The 16,307-nt window shown below is 52.9% G+C and carries 12 protein-coding genes; 1 reads left to right on the forward strand and 11 read right to left on the reverse strand.

The annotated features are described in order from the left end of the window. Nucleotides 1-4 precede the first annotated feature (4 nt). The 6 genes from J3P35_RS09840 to J3P35_RS09865 all read right to left on the reverse strand — a co-directional run bounded on the left by J3P35_RS09840 (nucleotide 5) and on the right by J3P35_RS09865 (nucleotide 10,412). Nucleotides 5-667, reverse strand: a complete 663-nt coding sequence (locus J3P35_RS09840; protein ID WP_210464438.1) for a DUF4290 domain-containing protein — start codon at nucleotides 665-667, stop codon at nucleotides 5-7. 213 nt (nucleotides 668-880) lie between these two features. Further along, on the reverse strand, nucleotides 881-3,118 hold the full coding sequence (locus J3P35_RS09845) for an ATP-dependent helicase (protein ID WP_210464439.1): 2,238 nt from the start codon (nucleotides 3,116-3,118) through the stop codon (nucleotides 881-883). 118 nt (nucleotides 3,119-3,236) lie between these two features. Beyond that, entirely contained in the window at nucleotides 3,237-5,702 is a 2,466-nt protein-coding gene (locus tag J3P35_RS09850; RefSeq protein ID WP_210464440.1) for a hypothetical protein, read from the reverse strand. Nucleotides 5,703-5,726: 24 nt separating this feature from the next. Next, on the reverse strand, nucleotides 5,727-6,869 hold the full coding sequence (locus J3P35_RS09855) for a DUF4249 domain-containing protein (protein WP_210464442.1): 1,143 nt from the start codon (nucleotides 6,867-6,869) through the stop codon (nucleotides 5,727-5,729). After that, nucleotides 6,869-9,664: a TonB-dependent receptor gene (locus J3P35_RS09860; protein ID WP_210464444.1), complete on the reverse strand. Its 2,796-nt coding sequence runs from the start codon at nucleotides 9,662-9,664 to the stop codon at nucleotides 6,869-6,871. Before J3P35_RS09860 ends, J3P35_RS09855 begins: the two co-directional genes overlap by 1 nt. Before the next feature lie 55 nt (nucleotides 9,665-9,719). Beyond that, nucleotides 9,720-10,412, reverse strand: coding sequence for a hypothetical protein (locus J3P35_RS09865; protein WP_210464446.1), 693 nt, complete (start codon nucleotides 10,410-10,412; stop codon nucleotides 9,720-9,722). A 442-nt stretch (nucleotides 10,413-10,854) separates the two neighbouring features. Here J3P35_RS09865 and J3P35_RS09870 point away from each other — a divergent pair, with 442 nt between their 5' ends. After that, complete coding sequence (locus tag J3P35_RS09870) at nucleotides 10,855-11,430, forward strand: DUF3109 family protein (protein ID WP_210464448.1); 576 nt, start codon at nucleotides 10,855-10,857, stop codon at nucleotides 11,428-11,430. A gap of 198 nt (nucleotides 11,431-11,628) precedes the next feature. Here J3P35_RS09870 and accC read toward each other — a convergent pair whose 3' ends face one another. The 5 genes from accC to plsX form a co-directional block, all read right to left on the reverse strand. Continuing rightward, the gene (gene accC, locus J3P35_RS09875; RefSeq protein WP_210464450.1) at nucleotides 11,629-12,972 is read right to left on the reverse strand and encodes an acetyl-CoA carboxylase biotin carboxylase subunit; all 1,344 of its coding nucleotides are present in this window, start codon (nucleotides 12,970-12,972) and stop codon (nucleotides 11,629-11,631) included. Between the two features lie 161 nt (nucleotides 12,973-13,133). Then, on the reverse strand, nucleotides 13,134-13,628 hold the full coding sequence (gene accB / locus J3P35_RS09880) for an acetyl-CoA carboxylase biotin carboxyl carrier protein (protein WP_210464452.1): 495 nt from the start codon (nucleotides 13,626-13,628) through the stop codon (nucleotides 13,134-13,136). A 4-nt stretch (nucleotides 13,629-13,632) separates the two neighbouring features. Then, nucleotides 13,633-14,196 carry an elongation factor P gene (efp, locus tag J3P35_RS09885; protein WP_210464454.1) on the reverse strand — a complete coding sequence of 188 codons (564 nt, stop codon included), beginning with the start codon at nucleotides 14,194-14,196 and terminating at the stop codon, nucleotides 13,633-13,635. 123 nt (nucleotides 14,197-14,319) lie between these two features. Then, nucleotides 14,320-15,318, reverse strand: a complete 999-nt coding sequence (locus J3P35_RS09890; protein WP_210464456.1) for a beta-ketoacyl-ACP synthase III — start codon at nucleotides 15,316-15,318, stop codon at nucleotides 14,320-14,322. Nucleotides 15,319-15,354: 36 nt separating this feature from the next. Further along, nucleotides 15,355-16,296, reverse strand: a complete 942-nt coding sequence (gene plsX, locus J3P35_RS09895; RefSeq protein WP_210464458.1) for a phosphate acyltransferase PlsX — start codon at nucleotides 16,294-16,296, stop codon at nucleotides 15,355-15,357. Nucleotides 16,297-16,307 lie beyond the last annotated feature (11 nt).

The following is a 16,307-nucleotide window of genomic DNA, read 5'->3' on the forward strand; positions in this document are numbered from 1 at the left end:
GTTCTTATTTATTCTTACTTCTGTTCTGATTCTGATTCTTGTTCTGGTTGTTGTTCTTGTACTTCTGGTTGTTGTTCTGGTAGTTGTTACCCGGGCCTTGCGGCGCCTTTACGGTACTTTCAAACAGATTTCCTTTTTCCAGGAGCGAAGGATCCAGATCCAGTTCGCCTTTAGACAGGTCACGGAGGTTCTCCAAAATCACCTCATCGGTCACGCTGTCTTTGTTATAGGTGCGGTAAAGCACCTTCATTAATTTCCCGATGGAGACGATGGCGGCCTCGCGCTCCTGCGGATCGCTGATTTGCTTGGCCTTGTCAATGAGGCGCTCCAGGTTGGTGCCGTAGTGCTTGAACCTGGGGTTCTGCACTGGGTAATCTACCCGTTGCGGCTTGTCATTGAGGTATTCCATGGCGCTCAGGGTAAAGGGTGCGTCCACGTCCAGCTTGCCGTCAGACATCACGTAGAGGTGGTTCCAGAGCGTCTGCTGGGCATCCTGAATGTCCTTTACGTTAGGGTTCAGGCGACCCATAAGGTTCACGAGCAATTGTGCCAACTGCGTACGTTTGCCTCGGTCTTCTACCGTGAGGATGTACTGAACAATGTTCTGCACGTTGCGGCCGTACTCCCGCAGCAATAGCTCTTGTTTAAATGTGGAACTGGCTACCATGTAATGGAATGTGTTGCAAAGTCAAAATTAGGAAAATTAGTTGTTCGTTGTTAGTTATTCGTGATTAGTGTTTGCAAGGCCGCAGTGGGTAGTTTCAAAGGCTATGTAAATGAAGCAGTTATCATGGTGTTTTGGCTCTGTTTTCTGGAAAACAGAGCCAAAACACCATGATAACCTTACAAAGACTAATAACTAAAAACGAATAATTAACAACTACGCATGTATGCGCAGCTTAGCAAAGCTCAGGAGCAGGGTTTTCTCGCCCACGCCTTCAAATTCAATGATGGCTTTGGTAGAATTGCCCTGGGTATCCATCTTGGTGACGGTGCCAAACCCGAATTTAGGGTGCTCTACGCGCATCCCGGCGGTTAGGTTGGAAGTATCACTGGGCTTGAAGTCGGCGGGCGGGTTGTAAGACGGGGCCGCGGCCGGTTTTTTGGCTGGGGAAATCAGCTGGGCCGCCGGCGTTTTGCGCTGCAGTACTTTCTCAAACGGACCGCGCTCATCGCCAAACTTGAAGTTGAGGAACGTTGGGTCAATCTCGTCAATGAACCGGCTTTTCTCGGCGGCCCGCAGGTTCCCCCACTGGTAGCGGCTGGTAGCGTAGGAGAGGGTCAGCTTTTTCTCGGCGCGGGTGATGGCCACGTAAAACAGACGGCGTTCCTCCTCCAGATCAGCGCGGGACTGCAACATCATCTGGCTCGGGAACAGGTTCTCCTCCATACCCACGATGAACACGTTGCGGAACTCCAGACCCTTGGCCGAGTGGATGGTCATCATGGTTACATACTCGCCTTCCTCTTCTTTCTTGGTATCAGTGTCGGTGAGCAGGGCAATGTCCTGCAGGAACAAAGCCAGTGAGTTGTCTTCTTTCTCCGGATCGTCCACGAACTCCTTGATCGCGTTGAGCAATTCCTGGATGTTCTCGTAGCGGGCCAATCCTTCCACCGATTTATCGGCGTACAGGTCATCTACCAGCCCAGAGTGCTTGGCAATGTAGGTAGCGGCCTCAAAGGCGTCTTTATCCTGGGCAATGACCGCGAAGCTCTTGATCTTGGTGGCGAAATCAGTAATAGCCTGGCCGGCGCGGCCACCCACCAACTGGTTTGCGTGGCTCACCACTTCCCAGATGCTGTGGTTTGTCTCGTTCGCGGTGACAATCAGTTTCTCCACCGTGGTGTCGCCAATACCCCGTTTAGGGTAGTTGATCACGCGGCGCAGGGCCTGCTCATCATTGTGGTTGATGGCTAGACGCAGGTACGAGATCAAATCCTTGATTTCCTTGCGCTGGTAGAACGACAGACCACCCACGATGCGGTACTTGATGTTCATCTTGCGCAGGGCCTCTTCCATGGCCCGGGACTGGGCGTTGGTTCTATAAAGAATGGCGAAGTCTTCGTAGGAGAGGTGCTGGTTCATCTTCTCCTCAAAGATGGCGTGGGCCACCAGTTTGCCTTCCTCGTTGTCTGAGCTGGCTTTGATCACGTCTATCAGCTGGCCTTCCTCGTTCTCAGAGAACACGCTCTTGCGCAACTGCGCCTTGTTGTTCTTGATCACTGAGTTAGCCGCCTTCACAATGTGCTGGGTAGAGCGGTAGTTCTGCTCCAGTTTGAACACTTCCAACTCTGGGTAATCACGCTCAAAGTTGAGGATGTTCTGGATATCCGCTCCGCGGAAGGCGTAGATACTCTGGGCATCGTCACCCACCACGCAGATGTTGCGGTCCTTGGCGGAAAGCTTGCGGGTGATGAGATACTGGCTGTAGTTTGTATCCTGGTACTCATCCACCATCACGTACTTGAAGATGTGCTGGTATTTGTTCAACACGTCCACGTGGTCCCGGAAGAGCACGTTGGTGTTGAAGAGCAAATCGTCAAAGTCCATGGCGCCGGCCTTGAAGCAGCGTTCGGCGTAGGTTTTGAAGATCTGACCTATTTTCGGGCGCAGCGCGGCCTCGTCATCGGCTTGGATGGCCGGGTCTCTGAGGTACTGGGCTACGGAGATCAGTTTGTTTTTGGCCGCGGAGATACGCCCCAGCACCATGTTGGGCTTGTAGAGCTTATCGTCCAGGTTCATCTCCTTCACTATGTTCCGGATGAGGGTCTTGGAGTCATCGGAGTCATAGATGGTGAAGTGGCTGGGGTACCCAATCTTCTGGGCCTCGGCCCGCAGGATGCGCGAGAAAACGGAGTGGAAGGTTCCCATCCAGAGGTTCTTGGCCTCGGGGCCCACCACTTTCTCAATCCGGCCGCGCATTTCTTTGGCGGCCTTGTTGGTAAAGGTGAGGGACAGGATGTTGAACGGGTCCACGCCTTTCTCCAGCAAATGCGCGATGCGGTAGGTAAGCACCCGGGTTTTGCCCGAGCCCGCACCGGCGATGATCATACAAGGGCCCTCGGTATTTAAAACAGCGGCTCGCTGTGACTCATTCAGGAGTTTCAGGTAATCCATGCTCACAATTATTCTTTCTTCAGGGAGAACACAAAATTACGGAATAAAGTCGCATTTCCTGACTCCGTTTTCAGCCTGGTTTCTGAATATCTTGCCCTAAAGGGCCGGGCGCTGTTTACTACAATGGTTTCTTCACCTCAAAGGTCACTACCTTGCTGCCGGGCAAACCGCTTGGGGTGAGGCCCTGCACCATCACGGTGTAGGTGCATGCCTGGTCACCGGTGTAGAAATGCGCGGTGGCTTTACCGGTGGCGTCGGTGGTCAGGTCCGGGGACCAATAGAGGAGGTTCCGCCAGTCTGGCAGGCGGCTGAGTTTCTGCTCCTCGGTGTCATAGGTAGGGGCGTAGAACTCGCGCTGCAGCTGGAGGCCTTCGTACTCCTGCAGTAGGGCGCGGGTATCCAGCGGAAAACCGGCCAGGTCGCCTTTGTAGGTGGTGTAGCTTACCACGCCGCTGGACACCAAAGAACCGTTGTAGTATTTGCCGGTCATCACCTCCAGTTTCCGGATCTTGAGCGGATCAAAGGCCATGATCTGGTCTATGTCGAAGACCGGTACGCCATCCAGCAGCACCAGCGGGTCTTCCTGAAAAAAGCGGTCATTGGGCAAATCCATTACCAGGAAGTGGAACCCGTCGCGGCGCTTGCGCACCATCACGCCGGGCACGTACTCCCGCATGACCTCCTCCAGCACTTTGAAGCGGGTGAAATCGTCCAGTAGGAATTGTTGGTCCGGTTTGCCGTAGAAGGAAATGCTGTCAATGCCTGGGGCTCTGAACCGATTCAGGTTTCGCTCAAAGTAGATATTCTGGGCCTGTACATCGTGGTGGCGCAGCAGGATGGCTTCTTTCAGGTTCTCGCCCAGGTCAAAAACGGGCAGATTGTTTTTTGTGTATTTTTCAGAAAACGGGTTTAAAAGCTGGAAATGGTAGGTGCTATCCTTGAGCCAGTTGGTCTGCACCACCACTTCCTTGGGCCCGAAAAAGTCCTTCGCCTCAAACAGCACGGAGCCGTCTTGGGCGCTGATGCTGCTGTAGAACCGCACGTTTCGGCCCGGCGCCGCCAGGTAGGTTCTGATGTCCTTGGCTGGTGAGCCAGTGACGCTATGGGTGACTTTGCCCCGGATCAGGTGCCCGCCGAATTCCGGCACAAACGCGTAAGTGGCAGCTTTAGGATTCAGCACCTCGTCCCAGGTAAAGCGGCTCCAGCCGTGCGTGAGCATCAGGTTGTCCAGGGCTTCCTCGGCCTGGGGGCCGTTTTCTGTGAAATAGGCCGCCGGGTTCTCCACCGTGCCTTTCAGATCGGAGGTCAGGTAGAGGTAGGCTTTGATATCGGCAGGGTCAGTGGCCTGCAGGTGGTCATTCCGGAAGACGGCCAGGGAGAGGTTGGCTTCCGTTGGCTTTCCGGACGAGGTCTTGGTAAGCAAATCCAGAGTGACTTTCTCCCGCGGGCCGAACTGGTTCTTGCCCAACGCGGTTTCAATCTCCAGGCCTTTGGTAGGGCGGGAGAAGAAAAGGCGCTCAGCTACGGGTTTCTGCTGACCGTTAAAAAGCGTGAAATGCGTGATGCCGGCCGCCAGCGAATCTTTCACCACCGAAAAAGAAACCTTGCCGTTCTGCAGGGTGGCCGTGGCGGCTACCGCAACTGTTCCGCGCGTGTGGCCCAACAGATATAACTGTTCAGCCTCTGGTTGGGTGCTTTGGGCGGTGATCTGCAGCTGGCCCAGTCTGCTTTCCTCTACCCGTAGTGTATAGCCCTGTTCCTGCACTTGCGGCAATTTCTGCCGGATTGTTTTCCCGCCGGCAAACCTCACCACTGCCGTGTATTCCCCGGCGTCCGAGGGCGTGAAGCTAAAGTTGCCCATCCCGAGCTTGCCGGGCTGAAAACTGGCGACTACATTCCCGCCTTGGTCCAGGACCTCGCCCTGGCAGGCAGTGCCTTTCCCGGTTTTGCTGTTAGTGGCTTTAAACGCCACTTTGCCCGGCAGACCCTGCACCAGGTTCCCGCCTTCGGGGAAAAACTGAATGGCATAGGAAGCGGCCGTGTCTGCGGCGGTTTTCAGGCCCAGCGGCTGGAACGTGTTGATGATGGTGACCGGTTGCCGGAAATAGAAAGCCGGGCTGAAGTTCTTCAACCAGTTGGTATAGGCCCGTACGGTATAGTTGCCTGCCTCCAGCGTAACCGGCAACACAAATGATCCGCTGCCGGCGCCTTCCCTCAGGGCGATCTTGCCTTGCAGCACCGGCTTATGGGCGCCATCCAAGACTTCCACGTAGGCCACTTTGCCCAGGTCCAGCGGCTGGTGCCGCATGCCCTCTACGTTGTATACCTTGAACCATATGGTTTCGCCAGCGGCGTAGGCAGGCCGGTCCAGGTGCAGGAAAATCTTCTCCTGGAAGGCCTTTCGGCCGTGTTCCTGAAACTCGGTGACCAGGCTGGGGAAAGATTGAGTTTGGGCAATGCCCTGACTTGCCGAGAGGCCCAGCAGCCCCAGGGACAAAAGGAGTTTATAGCCGGTTATCTTAAAAGGGTTGCTAAAACAGTTTTTCTTAGATCTGCCGCCCGGCAAAGGTTGTGTATGTTCCATCGGTGAATTCATGCTGACCATCCTTTATTCCCAATAAGTAGGTTTAGTGGTGGTGCCCAGAACACGGCAGTCTACGCACGGTTTAGAAGCTCCCGCATAACCAATCAATGTCATGTTGTTGGAGTATATGCGATCAATGGGAACATTGGATCCGCTAGAGAAATACTCAGCTTCTTTGCCTACTCGAACGGTATCAAAGGTACAATAGGGACTAGGGGAGCGCCACTTGCCGGGCAACTCCGCATTGGTGACAAAAATCCTTTGCTCCGTGACAGAGGAGATGCTTATAAACCCAATGACAGGCTCTGATGGCGTAGTAAGACACTGGATGTTGCCGGTAAGCTGAGTAGGAAGCGGATCAAACAGGGAGCCCAGGCTCTCGGTGTTTTTCTTAAGGGCTTCCCAGTACTCATAAGATTCTTTTGTCTGGGCGTACTGCTTTACCAGTATGCTGTATTTCCGGTCCAGCTTGTCAGAGTTGGCGGGTACCTTCACCAAAAGAAAGTTACTTACCACATCCTGGCTAAGTTTTACGGTGTTGCTGATCTGGATGCTGGTGGAGTTATTGAAGCGATAGCAAAGATTGATCATTCTATCGGGCGTGCGGTCTATGAACTCTTTGTTGACGTATTCAATCACCGAATGGTAGAAAGCCTGGTACTCCCAGGTTTCTTCGTATTCCCAACGGTAGTAGCGGGTGTTATTTTGGGCATCATGGGTACTCACCTTGATCTGCAAACCGTCTGAGGCAGCCTCCCAGGTCACGGCGTCAATGGCAGGGGTCATTTGTACCACTACATAGTCAGAGGCGTATTCTTTTCCGGCGGCCTTAATGTAAAGCCGGTACTTCCTGGTCGGATTCAGGTTCAAGGTGTTGCTGGAATAAGTGCCGGCGGAGGTTTCAAGCAGCGGGAATTTCTCACCGTTTTCTTCCTCAACCGCCACCGTAGCATTGGTCACCTTGAGGTGAGCGCTGGTCTCAGACAGGTTCTGGGTGCGCGAAAGTTGGATGGTGGTGGGGCCGTTGCTGTTGATGAAGCCGCTCACCACCAAAAAATTATTGGAGCTTTCCAGCACCTTGGGAGTGTAAGGTTCCTCGCAGCCAGCCAGGAAAAGGAGGCAAAGCAGGTAAAAAGCTGTTTTGAGGCTGATTTTATGAAAACGCATTAGAATCTGAAGTTATAGGTAATGGTGGGGATGGGCTTCCCGAAGATGGAGAGTTTGTAGCCTTTGATCTTTCCGTTGTCTGACCGGAAGTATACCGAGTAAGGGTTCTTGCGGCCGGTGAGGTTGTACACGGCCAAAGTCCAGGAGCTGTGGGCCAGTTTCTTCACCTTGTGGTTCCCCTCAATGTTCATTGCAAAGTCCACACGGTAGTAGTCCGGCACGCGGTACTGGTTGCGGTCTGAGTAGAAGATGCGCTGCACGTTGCCATCGGTGTACTTGGCGATGGGCAGGGTGATGGGCCGGCCGGTGCTGTAGGTGAAGTTCAATGAGGTGCTGAACCGCTGGCTGAACCGGTAATTGCTGATGAGCGTGACATCATGCGGTTTGTCAAAGTTGCTGGGGTACCACTTGCCCTGGTTGATGATCTCAGACACCTGCGGGTTGTTCAGGCGCACCAGCGTTCGTGAGTAGGTGTAGCTCACCCACCCGTTGAGTTTGCCGGTAAGCTTCTTAAGCATGACCTCCACACCATAAGCTTTGCCCTCGGCATTGGCTACATCGGTCTCTATGTGGTGGTTGAGGATGATGGTGGCCCCGTTGCGGTAATCCAGGAAATCCTTCATCTTTTTGTAGTAACCTTCCACGGAGAATTCCACGGTATTGGCCCTGAAGTTCTGGTAATAACCCAGTGAGATTTGGTCGCCCACCTGCGGCCTTATGTTGGCATCACTCAGTTTCCAGGTATCGGTGGGGGACATGGTGGCCGTGTTGGAGAGCATGTGGATGTACTGGCGCATCCGGTTGAAACTCATCTTCAGGGAGGAATGGTCTGTGAGCCCAAATCTGGCAGAGACCCGGTACTCAGGGCCGTGGAAGGTGGCCAGGGACTGACCCGACTTGTAGGCAAGGGTGTCCAAGATGGTGCTTTCCGTTTTTGGCACGTTAGGCGCGTAAAGGTAAGTTTCCCGTGGCCCCAAGGCGTTGAAACTGGAATACCGAAGACCTAAGTAAACCGAGAACCGGGGGGAGATATCAATCTGGTCAGAAACGTATACTGCGCTCTCCAGCGCTTTCTCCCGCTGCAGCACATCAGGGGTGATGAGAGATTCGGAGCCCACCGGCTTGAGGCTGCCCGGCGACACGTTGTAGAGGATGGAATTGGCTCCGAAATCCACGGTGTGCTTACCATTTAGGAAATAGTTGAAATCAGCCTGAAGGTTCACCTGGTTCATATTGTAAGCCATCTCAGAGGCGTTTACCGGGTTGTTTTCGGCATTTACCCCGTAACCATAGTAGCTGTAGGCGCCAGTTAGCACACTGTAGAGCTTGTTGTGGAAGATATGCTTCCATTTCACGCTGGCATTACGGTTGGTAAAGTTGTACAGAGAATCGCTGCCCAACCTGAACTTGTCTTTGCTGAGGTACCCGGACAGGTACAGCGTGTTCTTGCTATCGAACTCGTGGCTGATCTGGGCGTTGAGGTCGTAGAACGAGGCCGAGCTTTTCTTGAAGGTCTCCTGCGGCAGCTTCTTCAGAAGCCAGTCTGAATACGTGCTGCGGCCTGCCACCAGGAACGAGGTCTTGTCTTTGGTGATGGGACCTTCCAGCGTCAGGCGGCTGGTGAGCAACCCGATGCCGCCGGAGCCAGCCAGCTTTTTCTTGTTCCCGTCGCGGGTAGTCACCTCCAGCACCGAGGAAAGGCGTCCGCCGTACCGGGCCGGAATATTGCTTTTGTGCAGTTCCACCGCCTTCACGATATCGGGGTTGAAGGCCGAGAAGAAGCCGAATAAATGCGAGGGGTTGTAGACGGTGGCATCGTTGAAAAGGATGAGATTCTGGTCAGTGGAGCCGCCGCGCACGTTCATGTCGGTGCTGCCTTCGCCCACTGATTTTACCCCCGGCAGCGTGAGCACCACTCTAAGGATATCGGTCTCCCCGAAGGCGGTTGGCACCTGTTTGATGGCCCGCATATCCAGGCGCTCCGTGCCCATCTGCATGCCGGCCACGTTGCGGTCTTTCTCGGCCTCCACCAATACTTCCTTCAGGGACCGCACGTCTTCCTCCACCTCAATGTCCAGCTTCCCGTCTGAATAAAGGGCAATGCGGCGTTTGGAGTTCTTGATCCCGATGCCCCTGATGAGCAACTCGTGTTGGCCCACGGGCAGAGTGAGGGAGAAGTAACCGTACTGGTCAGAGGTGGTGGCCAGCAGCGGCGACTGAATGTACACCGAGGCCCCGATAATGGGCTCCCCGGATTTGGCGTCGCGGAGGTGACCGGCCAGGTTGGCGTTTCCGGCGGCGTTTTCGCGTTTTACCCCAATTTCATAGAACTTGGCCTCTGATACTGCTTTCTTCCGGGTGGTTTCCCCGGCTACATAGGGCTTATTGCCGGCACCAGTAGAAGCCAGGCTTTGGCTTGCGTTCCAAGGTGAGACATCCCTTCTGAAAAAGCCCTCGGGCAAGTTGGCCATAAACTCCTTGCCCTGGGTTAAGAGCACATGACCCTGCTCGGTGATCGCGAATTCAAGGTTGGTACCGGCCACGGCCTGCTCCAAAATGCTATTCAGCGGCTTCTGCGTGGCCTGCAACGTAACCGTGAAATTGTCTACTGCAGCGGGCTCAAAATAGAAGCGATACCTGCTCTGGGCCTCCACCACCTTGATCAGATCCTGAAAAGGGGCCTGTTTCAGGTCAACCGTAAGAAGTGTTTCCGGGCCAGTTTGGGCAAAACCCACTGTTTTCCCGGTGAAGAGCAGTACCAGAAGTAAGAAAGCTAAGCGGTAAAAGTGATTCATATTTGCGGCAAAGGAGGGGGATATGATGCCAAAGGAAAATAGTTGGGGCTTCATGTTACTTCTGGAGGGCGTCATACTGCAACACTAGGGCCAACAGGGCGGCTTCCTGTGTCTTGCGGAAGTTGAGTTTCCGGGCTCGGGCATACTTCTTCAGTTCCTTCTTTTGGTCCTCTAACACCTTGTACACCGACTTTCCGCTGCTGACCTGGTGATAGGCGTCGCCCTTCTTCACAAAGAACTTGTCTTCCACATCATAATGCTCCACCTCTTTCATGTCTTCAATGGCATAGGTTTTCAGCTTTATCCTTTTCGCCAGCAGTTGCGTGTTACCAGCGTAGAGTACATCATAGAAACCGGTGGGCATGGAATGGTCACTGGCAGAATCTGGTGCTGTGTAGCGCACAAACGTATGCCGACCCAACATAAAGGCGTCTACCTTTTCTTTGATCAGTTTCTGAAGCAAAAAGCCATTGGAGACGATCACCAACTCGTCCAGGACAAGGTCATGCAGCATGGGCACGTCATGGTACCAGGAGCCATCATAGAGCACGCTGCCCGGGGCTTTCTGGTCCTGCAGGAAGAACTGGTGCCCCACACGGTTCACCTTGCGGTAATCTACGTACTCTGGTCCATTCAACAGGTGTGACTCGGTTTTGGTGGCCTGCTGGTAAAGGCTGATGGGGTAACTGGCTTGATTTGGCTGGGAGGGGGAGCCTGAAGGGGCGGTTTGGGCCCATCCGTGAAACATTATGGAGAAAAGAAGTAGCACCAGAAGAAGTAGCTTTACCTTCAGTTTATGCGGTAAGACAGGGGGCATCTAAACGGATCTATATATGAATTCCCAATCTATCACTTTTAAACCACAATATCATCTTAGTTTATTTAAATTGTAAAGGATTGTCATGCCTGCTGTGAAACTCATTAGCCTGTTCATTGAATTGGAATAAAACCGTAAAAAAGAAGGGTATTTTCTTCTGTATTGCACCATCTCTCGCTGCTTTTCAATCGCCTTAAAAATTCAAGTTTAGGATAAGGGATGGGCAGGAAGAAGGGGCCAATTCTGCTTTTGACCTATTTACTTGAAAACTTGCCCAAAACGGCTGTCTGGCAGGGCTTCAATGTTCCTATTCCCTTTTTGCCCCCGAACTTAAATAGCGGTACTTTTGTCTTTCTGCTGTAAGAATTAGCTCATGATTGTACTACAAAATACCGTCCTCTCAGATGACCTCAAAGACAAGTTCTTTGTCTGTAATCTGGAGAAGTGCAAAGGCGCCTGCTGCGTGGAAGGTGACCTGGGCGCCCCGCTTGACAAAGACGAACTACCCATCTTAGCCGAAGCCTACGAACACGTAAAACCCTATATGTCCCAAGAGGGCATTAAAGCGGTGGATGAGCAAGGCCTGTTTGTGGAAGACTTTGAAGGCGACTACAGCACCCCTACCATCGGGGACCGAGAGTGCGCCTATGCCATCTACGATGATAACTTCACCCTCAAGTGCGCGATTGAACAGGCGTACCTGGACGGGAAAATCTCCTGGAAGAAACCCATTTCCTGCCACCTGTATCCCATCAGAATCACCAAATACGATGGTTTTGAGGCGCTGAACTACGACCGCTGGGAGATTTGCAACCCGGCCTGTTCTTTCGGGTTGGATCTAGGCGTTCCGGTGTACAAGTTCCTGCGCGAGCCCCTGGTCCGGAAGTACGGAGAGGAATGGTTCAACGAACTGGATGAGATGGTAGCCAAAGAAACCCTGGCCAAATAAGAATTCAAAAAAATACGTTTAAAGGCTCGTATTCTAAAAACAGCCCCGAAACAAAAGAATGGCCTCCTCTGCGCACAAGCAGGGGAGGCCTTTTTATAGGACTTACCATTGTAGCACCGTTATACAGTGGTGGCCTAAAAACAGAAAAGCAGCCTAAGTGAGGCTGCTTTTCTGTTTTATACTTTGGTGAAGTGCTTTCTAAACGTTAGCGAAATCGTAAGTGTCCAGGTAGCTGGTGGTGAAATCTCCTTCGTTGAAGTTCTTGTCATCCATCATGGCTATGTGGAACGGAATGGTGGTTTTCACGCCTTCAATCACGAACTCGCTCAAAGCACGCTTCATCTTCACGATGGCTTCCTCGCGGGTCTGCGCACTCACAATCAGCTTCGCAATCATGGAGTCATAGTTGGCTGGGATGGTGTAACCCGCATACACGTGCGTGTCTACGCGTACACCGTGACCGCCTGGGATGTGCAGTACGTTGATCTTGCCCGGGCTAGGACGGAAACCTGCCTTAGGATCCTCGGCGTTGATGCGGCACTCAATGGCGTGCATCTGCGGATAGTAGTTCTTACCAGAGATTGGAATACCCGCTGCTACCTTGATCTGTTCCTTGATCAGGTCATAGTTCACTACCTCCTCGGTGATGGGGTGCTCCACCTGAATACGGGTGTTCATCTCCATGAAGTAGAAGTCCTTGTGCTTGTCTACCAGGAATTCAATGGTACCCACGCCTTCGTAGTTGATGGCTTTGGCACCGGCGATCGCAGCCTGACCCATTCTTTCGCGCAGCTCGTCAGAGATGAACGGCGAAGGGGTTTCCTCAATCAGTTTCTGGTGACGGCGCTGGATGCTGCAGTCACGCTCAGATAAGTGGCAAACGGCCCCGTACTGGTCACCCACAATCTGGATCTCAATATGGCGCGGCTCTTCTACGAATTTCTCCAGGTACATGCCATCATTTCCGAAAGCGGCTTTGGCTTCCTGGCGAGCATCGTTCCAGGCTTTGTCAAACTCATCGGCAGATTTGATGATGCGCATGCCACGTCCACCGCCACCCGCCGTGGCTTTGATGATTACCGGATATTTGATTTTAGCGGCCAGTTTCTTGCCTTGCTCGGCAGAAGACAACAGTCCGTCTGAACCCGGAATGGTAGGCACGCCGGCTTTCTTCATGAACTCCTTCGCCGATGACTTGTCGCCCATGGAGTTGATCATCTCCGGGGAGGCCCCGATGAACTTGATACCGTTTTCGGCACAGATTCGGGAAAACTCGGCATTTTCAGAAAGGAAACCGTAGCCTGGGTGAATAGCATCGGCGTTGGTAATCTCCGCGGCCGCGATCAGGTTAGGGATGTTGAGGTAAGACTGGGAAGAAGGAGCAGGCCCGATGCATACCGCTTCATCCGCGAAGCGCACGTGCAGGCTTTCCTTATCGGCGGTAGAATAGACAGCTACCGTTTTAATTCCCATTTCTTTACAAGTCCGGATAACCCTCAGCGCAATCTCGCCACGGTTGGCAATCAGTATTTTTTTGAACATGTAGTTTAATGTGCTAATGGATAAATGTGCTAATGTGCTAATGGCTCAAAAAATAATGTGCTGATAAACCAATCAAAGGAAGGAGGGAGGTTTAAGTCAAACTTAAAGGATTCCGTCCGTACCATTCAATCAGCACATCAGCACATTAAAGAATTAGCACATTAGCTAGGATCTACCAAGAACAACGGCTGGTCGTACTCAACCGGGCTGGCGTTGTCTACCAGTACTTTTACAATGCGGCCAGAAACCTCAGATTCAATCTCGTTGAAGAGTTTCATGGCTTCAATGATACAGATCACCTGGCCTTTTTTCACCTCGTCGCCTACGTTCACAAACGCCGGAGACTCTGGATTGGCAGAGCGGTACAGCGTGCCAATCATAGGGGCTTTGATGGTGATGTATTTGCTCGTGTCATCTGCGGCGGGCTGAGCCGGAGCGGCGGGGGCAGCAGGTGCGGCCGCTGGAAGCGGAGCAGGAGCAGGCAAGTGCGGGGCAGGGGCCGTAGCGGCTGCGGGAGCACCTCCTTGCACAAATTTTACTTTCTGGCTCGCCTCGCGTTCTACTGAGATTTTAAACTCTTCTGTCTCAATGTCAACTTTGTTCAGGCCCGATTTCGCGATGAAATCAATCAGTTCTTGGATTTCCTTTGCTTTCATAGTTTTATTTTACTCGTTCGGCGTAGGTATAGGTACGCGTGTCTACCTTGATTTTTTCGTCTTGCCCAATAAACAAGGGAACCGAGATAGTCGCACCTGTTTCTACAGTGGCTGGTTTAGAGGCGTTGGTAGCGGTGTCTCCTTTGATGCCGGGTTCTGTATACGTAATTGTGAGCTCTACATACGTAGGAAGTTCGGCAGTGAGCGGAGTTTCGGTCTCAGCGTGGAACAAGATGGTTACTTCCTGGCCTTCTTTCATCAAGTCAGCGAAGGGCACCATCTTCTCGTCCAGAGATACCTGCTCAAAGGTATTCATGTCCATGAAGTTGTAGCCGTAGTCATCTTTGAAGATGAACTGGTGCGGGCGCTGCTCCACGCGGGCCGTGGTTACTTTCACACCGGCCGTGAAGGTGTTGTCCACCACTTTACCGGTCTTGATGTTCTTTAGTTTAGTACGCACGAAGGCTGGACCTTTGCCGGGTTTCACGTGCTGAAACTCCGTGATGAGCCAGAGGTCACCGTTAAATTCAATGCAAAGCCCGTTGCGGAAATCAGCGGTAGTTGCCATAGTTAGTAGTGTGTTTCGGTTTAAGATGCCAGCGGGTTTTTCCCGGCCGGACATAAAAAAATTCGGCCAAAGATAGCCGAATTTTTTGATCTATTTTAGAAAAGTGCCTTAAAAACGAGGGGATTACTTAGGGTCATAAGCCCACTTAAGGTAAATAGATCCCCAGGTGAAACCACCGCCAAAAGCGGCCAGAATCACGTTGTCGCCCTTTTTGAGTTGGTTCTCATACTCCCACAGGCACAAAGGAATGGTGCCGCTGGTGGTATTGCCATATTTCTGGATGTTGAGCATCACTTTCTCAGAGCCTACGCCCATGCGGTTGGCAGTGGCGTCAATGATGCGTTTGTTCGCCTGGTGGGGCACCAGCCAGGCAATGTCATCAGCGGTAAGGTTGTTGCGCTCCATGATTTCGGCAGATACATCGGCCATGCCCTTCACCGCGAACTTGAACACCTGCTGGCCTTCCTGGAAAGCGTAGTGCTCTCTTCTGGCCAGGGTCTCAGCGGTGGCCGGGCGGCGGGAGCCACCGGCTTTCATGTGCAGGAACTGGGCACCGGTTCCGTCAGATTTCAGGATGCTGTCCTGTACACCCAATCCTTCGGTGTTGGGCTCCAGCATCACGGCCCCGCCGCCATCCCCGAAGATGATACAGGTGGCGCGGTCTGTGTAGTCCACAATGGCCGACATTTTATCGGCCCCCACGATGATGACTTTTTTGTATTTGCCGGTCTCCACGAACTGCGCGCCGGTAGCCAGCGCGAACAGGAACCCGGAGCAGGCAGCCTGCAGGTCATAGCCAAATGCGTTCACGGCACCCACCTCGGCGCAGATGATGTTGGCCGTTGCCGGGAACACCATGTCTGGAGTAGTGGTGGCGCAGATAAGCAGGTCTACTTCCTCTGGCTTGGTGTTGGTTTTCTTAAGGAGGTCCAGAACCGCCGGAATAGCAATGGCCGAGGTGCCCTGGTCTTCGCCCTTCAGGATGCGTCTTTCTTTGATTCCCGTGCGGCTAACAATCCATTCGTCGTTGGTTTCTACCATGGTCTCCAACTCCTGGTTGGTTAACACGTACTCGGGGGCATATCCGCTCACACCGGTGATCGCGGCGGTAATCTTGCTCATATCGTTCTGAAGGAAAGTCTGGTGAAGGGGCGCACCTTAGGCGCTAAAGTGTTTCTTGAATTTTTCCGAAATATGGGACTCGGCCATTTTGTTGGCCAAGTGCAGCATATTGCAGATAGCGGTAGGGCTGGAGACGCCGTGGCCAATGACCGCGTTGCCGTTGACGCCCAATATGGGGCTGCCGCCTACCGCCTCATAGTTGAAGCGATCAAAAAATGGATCAGAGATTTTTTTCTCCTGCAGGATGTCAAAGATAGACTCTGCCATTTTGAGGAGAACGTTACCGGTGAACCCGTCACACACAATGACATCAGCCTTGTCGTTGAACAGGTCGCGTCCTTCAATGTTACCGATAAAGTTGATGGAGGTGTTTTCTTTGAGGAGTTTGTAAGTGGGTTGGGTCACCATGGTGCCCTTGCCTTCCTCTTCGCCCAGGTTCATGAGGCCCACGCGGGGCTTCTTGATGTCCAGGAGGTTTTTTGCGCAGATAGACCCAATTTCACCAAACTGCTCCAGAATCTCGGGTTTGCAGTCGGCAATGGCGCCTACGTCCAGCATGACGCCGTACCCGCCCGTGAGTTTGGGCACAAAGCTGGCAAGTGCGGGCCTTAAAATACCCTCTACCTGCTTCACGCTGAAGACGGCGCCCACCAGCATGGCGCCGGTATTACCGGCGCTGCAGAAAGCGTCTACCTTCTTGGAAGCCAGCATGCCGTAACCTACCGCAATGCTGGAGTCTGGTTTCTGGGTGAGGGCTTTGGTAGGGTGTTCACCCATCCCAATGACCTGGGATGCGTGAACAACCTTTACTCTGGAACCTTTGTAGCCGTGCTTTTGCAGGAGTGAATGGATAATATCTTCGTCTCCAATGAGGAAAATCTCAACCTTATCCGTCAAAGTCTCAGCCGCTAAAAGTGCGCCTTCTACAACTGCTTCGGGGGCGAAGTCGCCACCCATTGCATCCAGAGCTATTTTCATGTAAAGCGTGT

The sequence above is a fragment of the Rufibacter roseolus genome (genome assembly GCF_017916365.1).
GTDB lineage: Bacteria > Bacteroidota > Bacteroidia > Cytophagales > Hymenobacteraceae > Nibribacter > Nibribacter roseolus.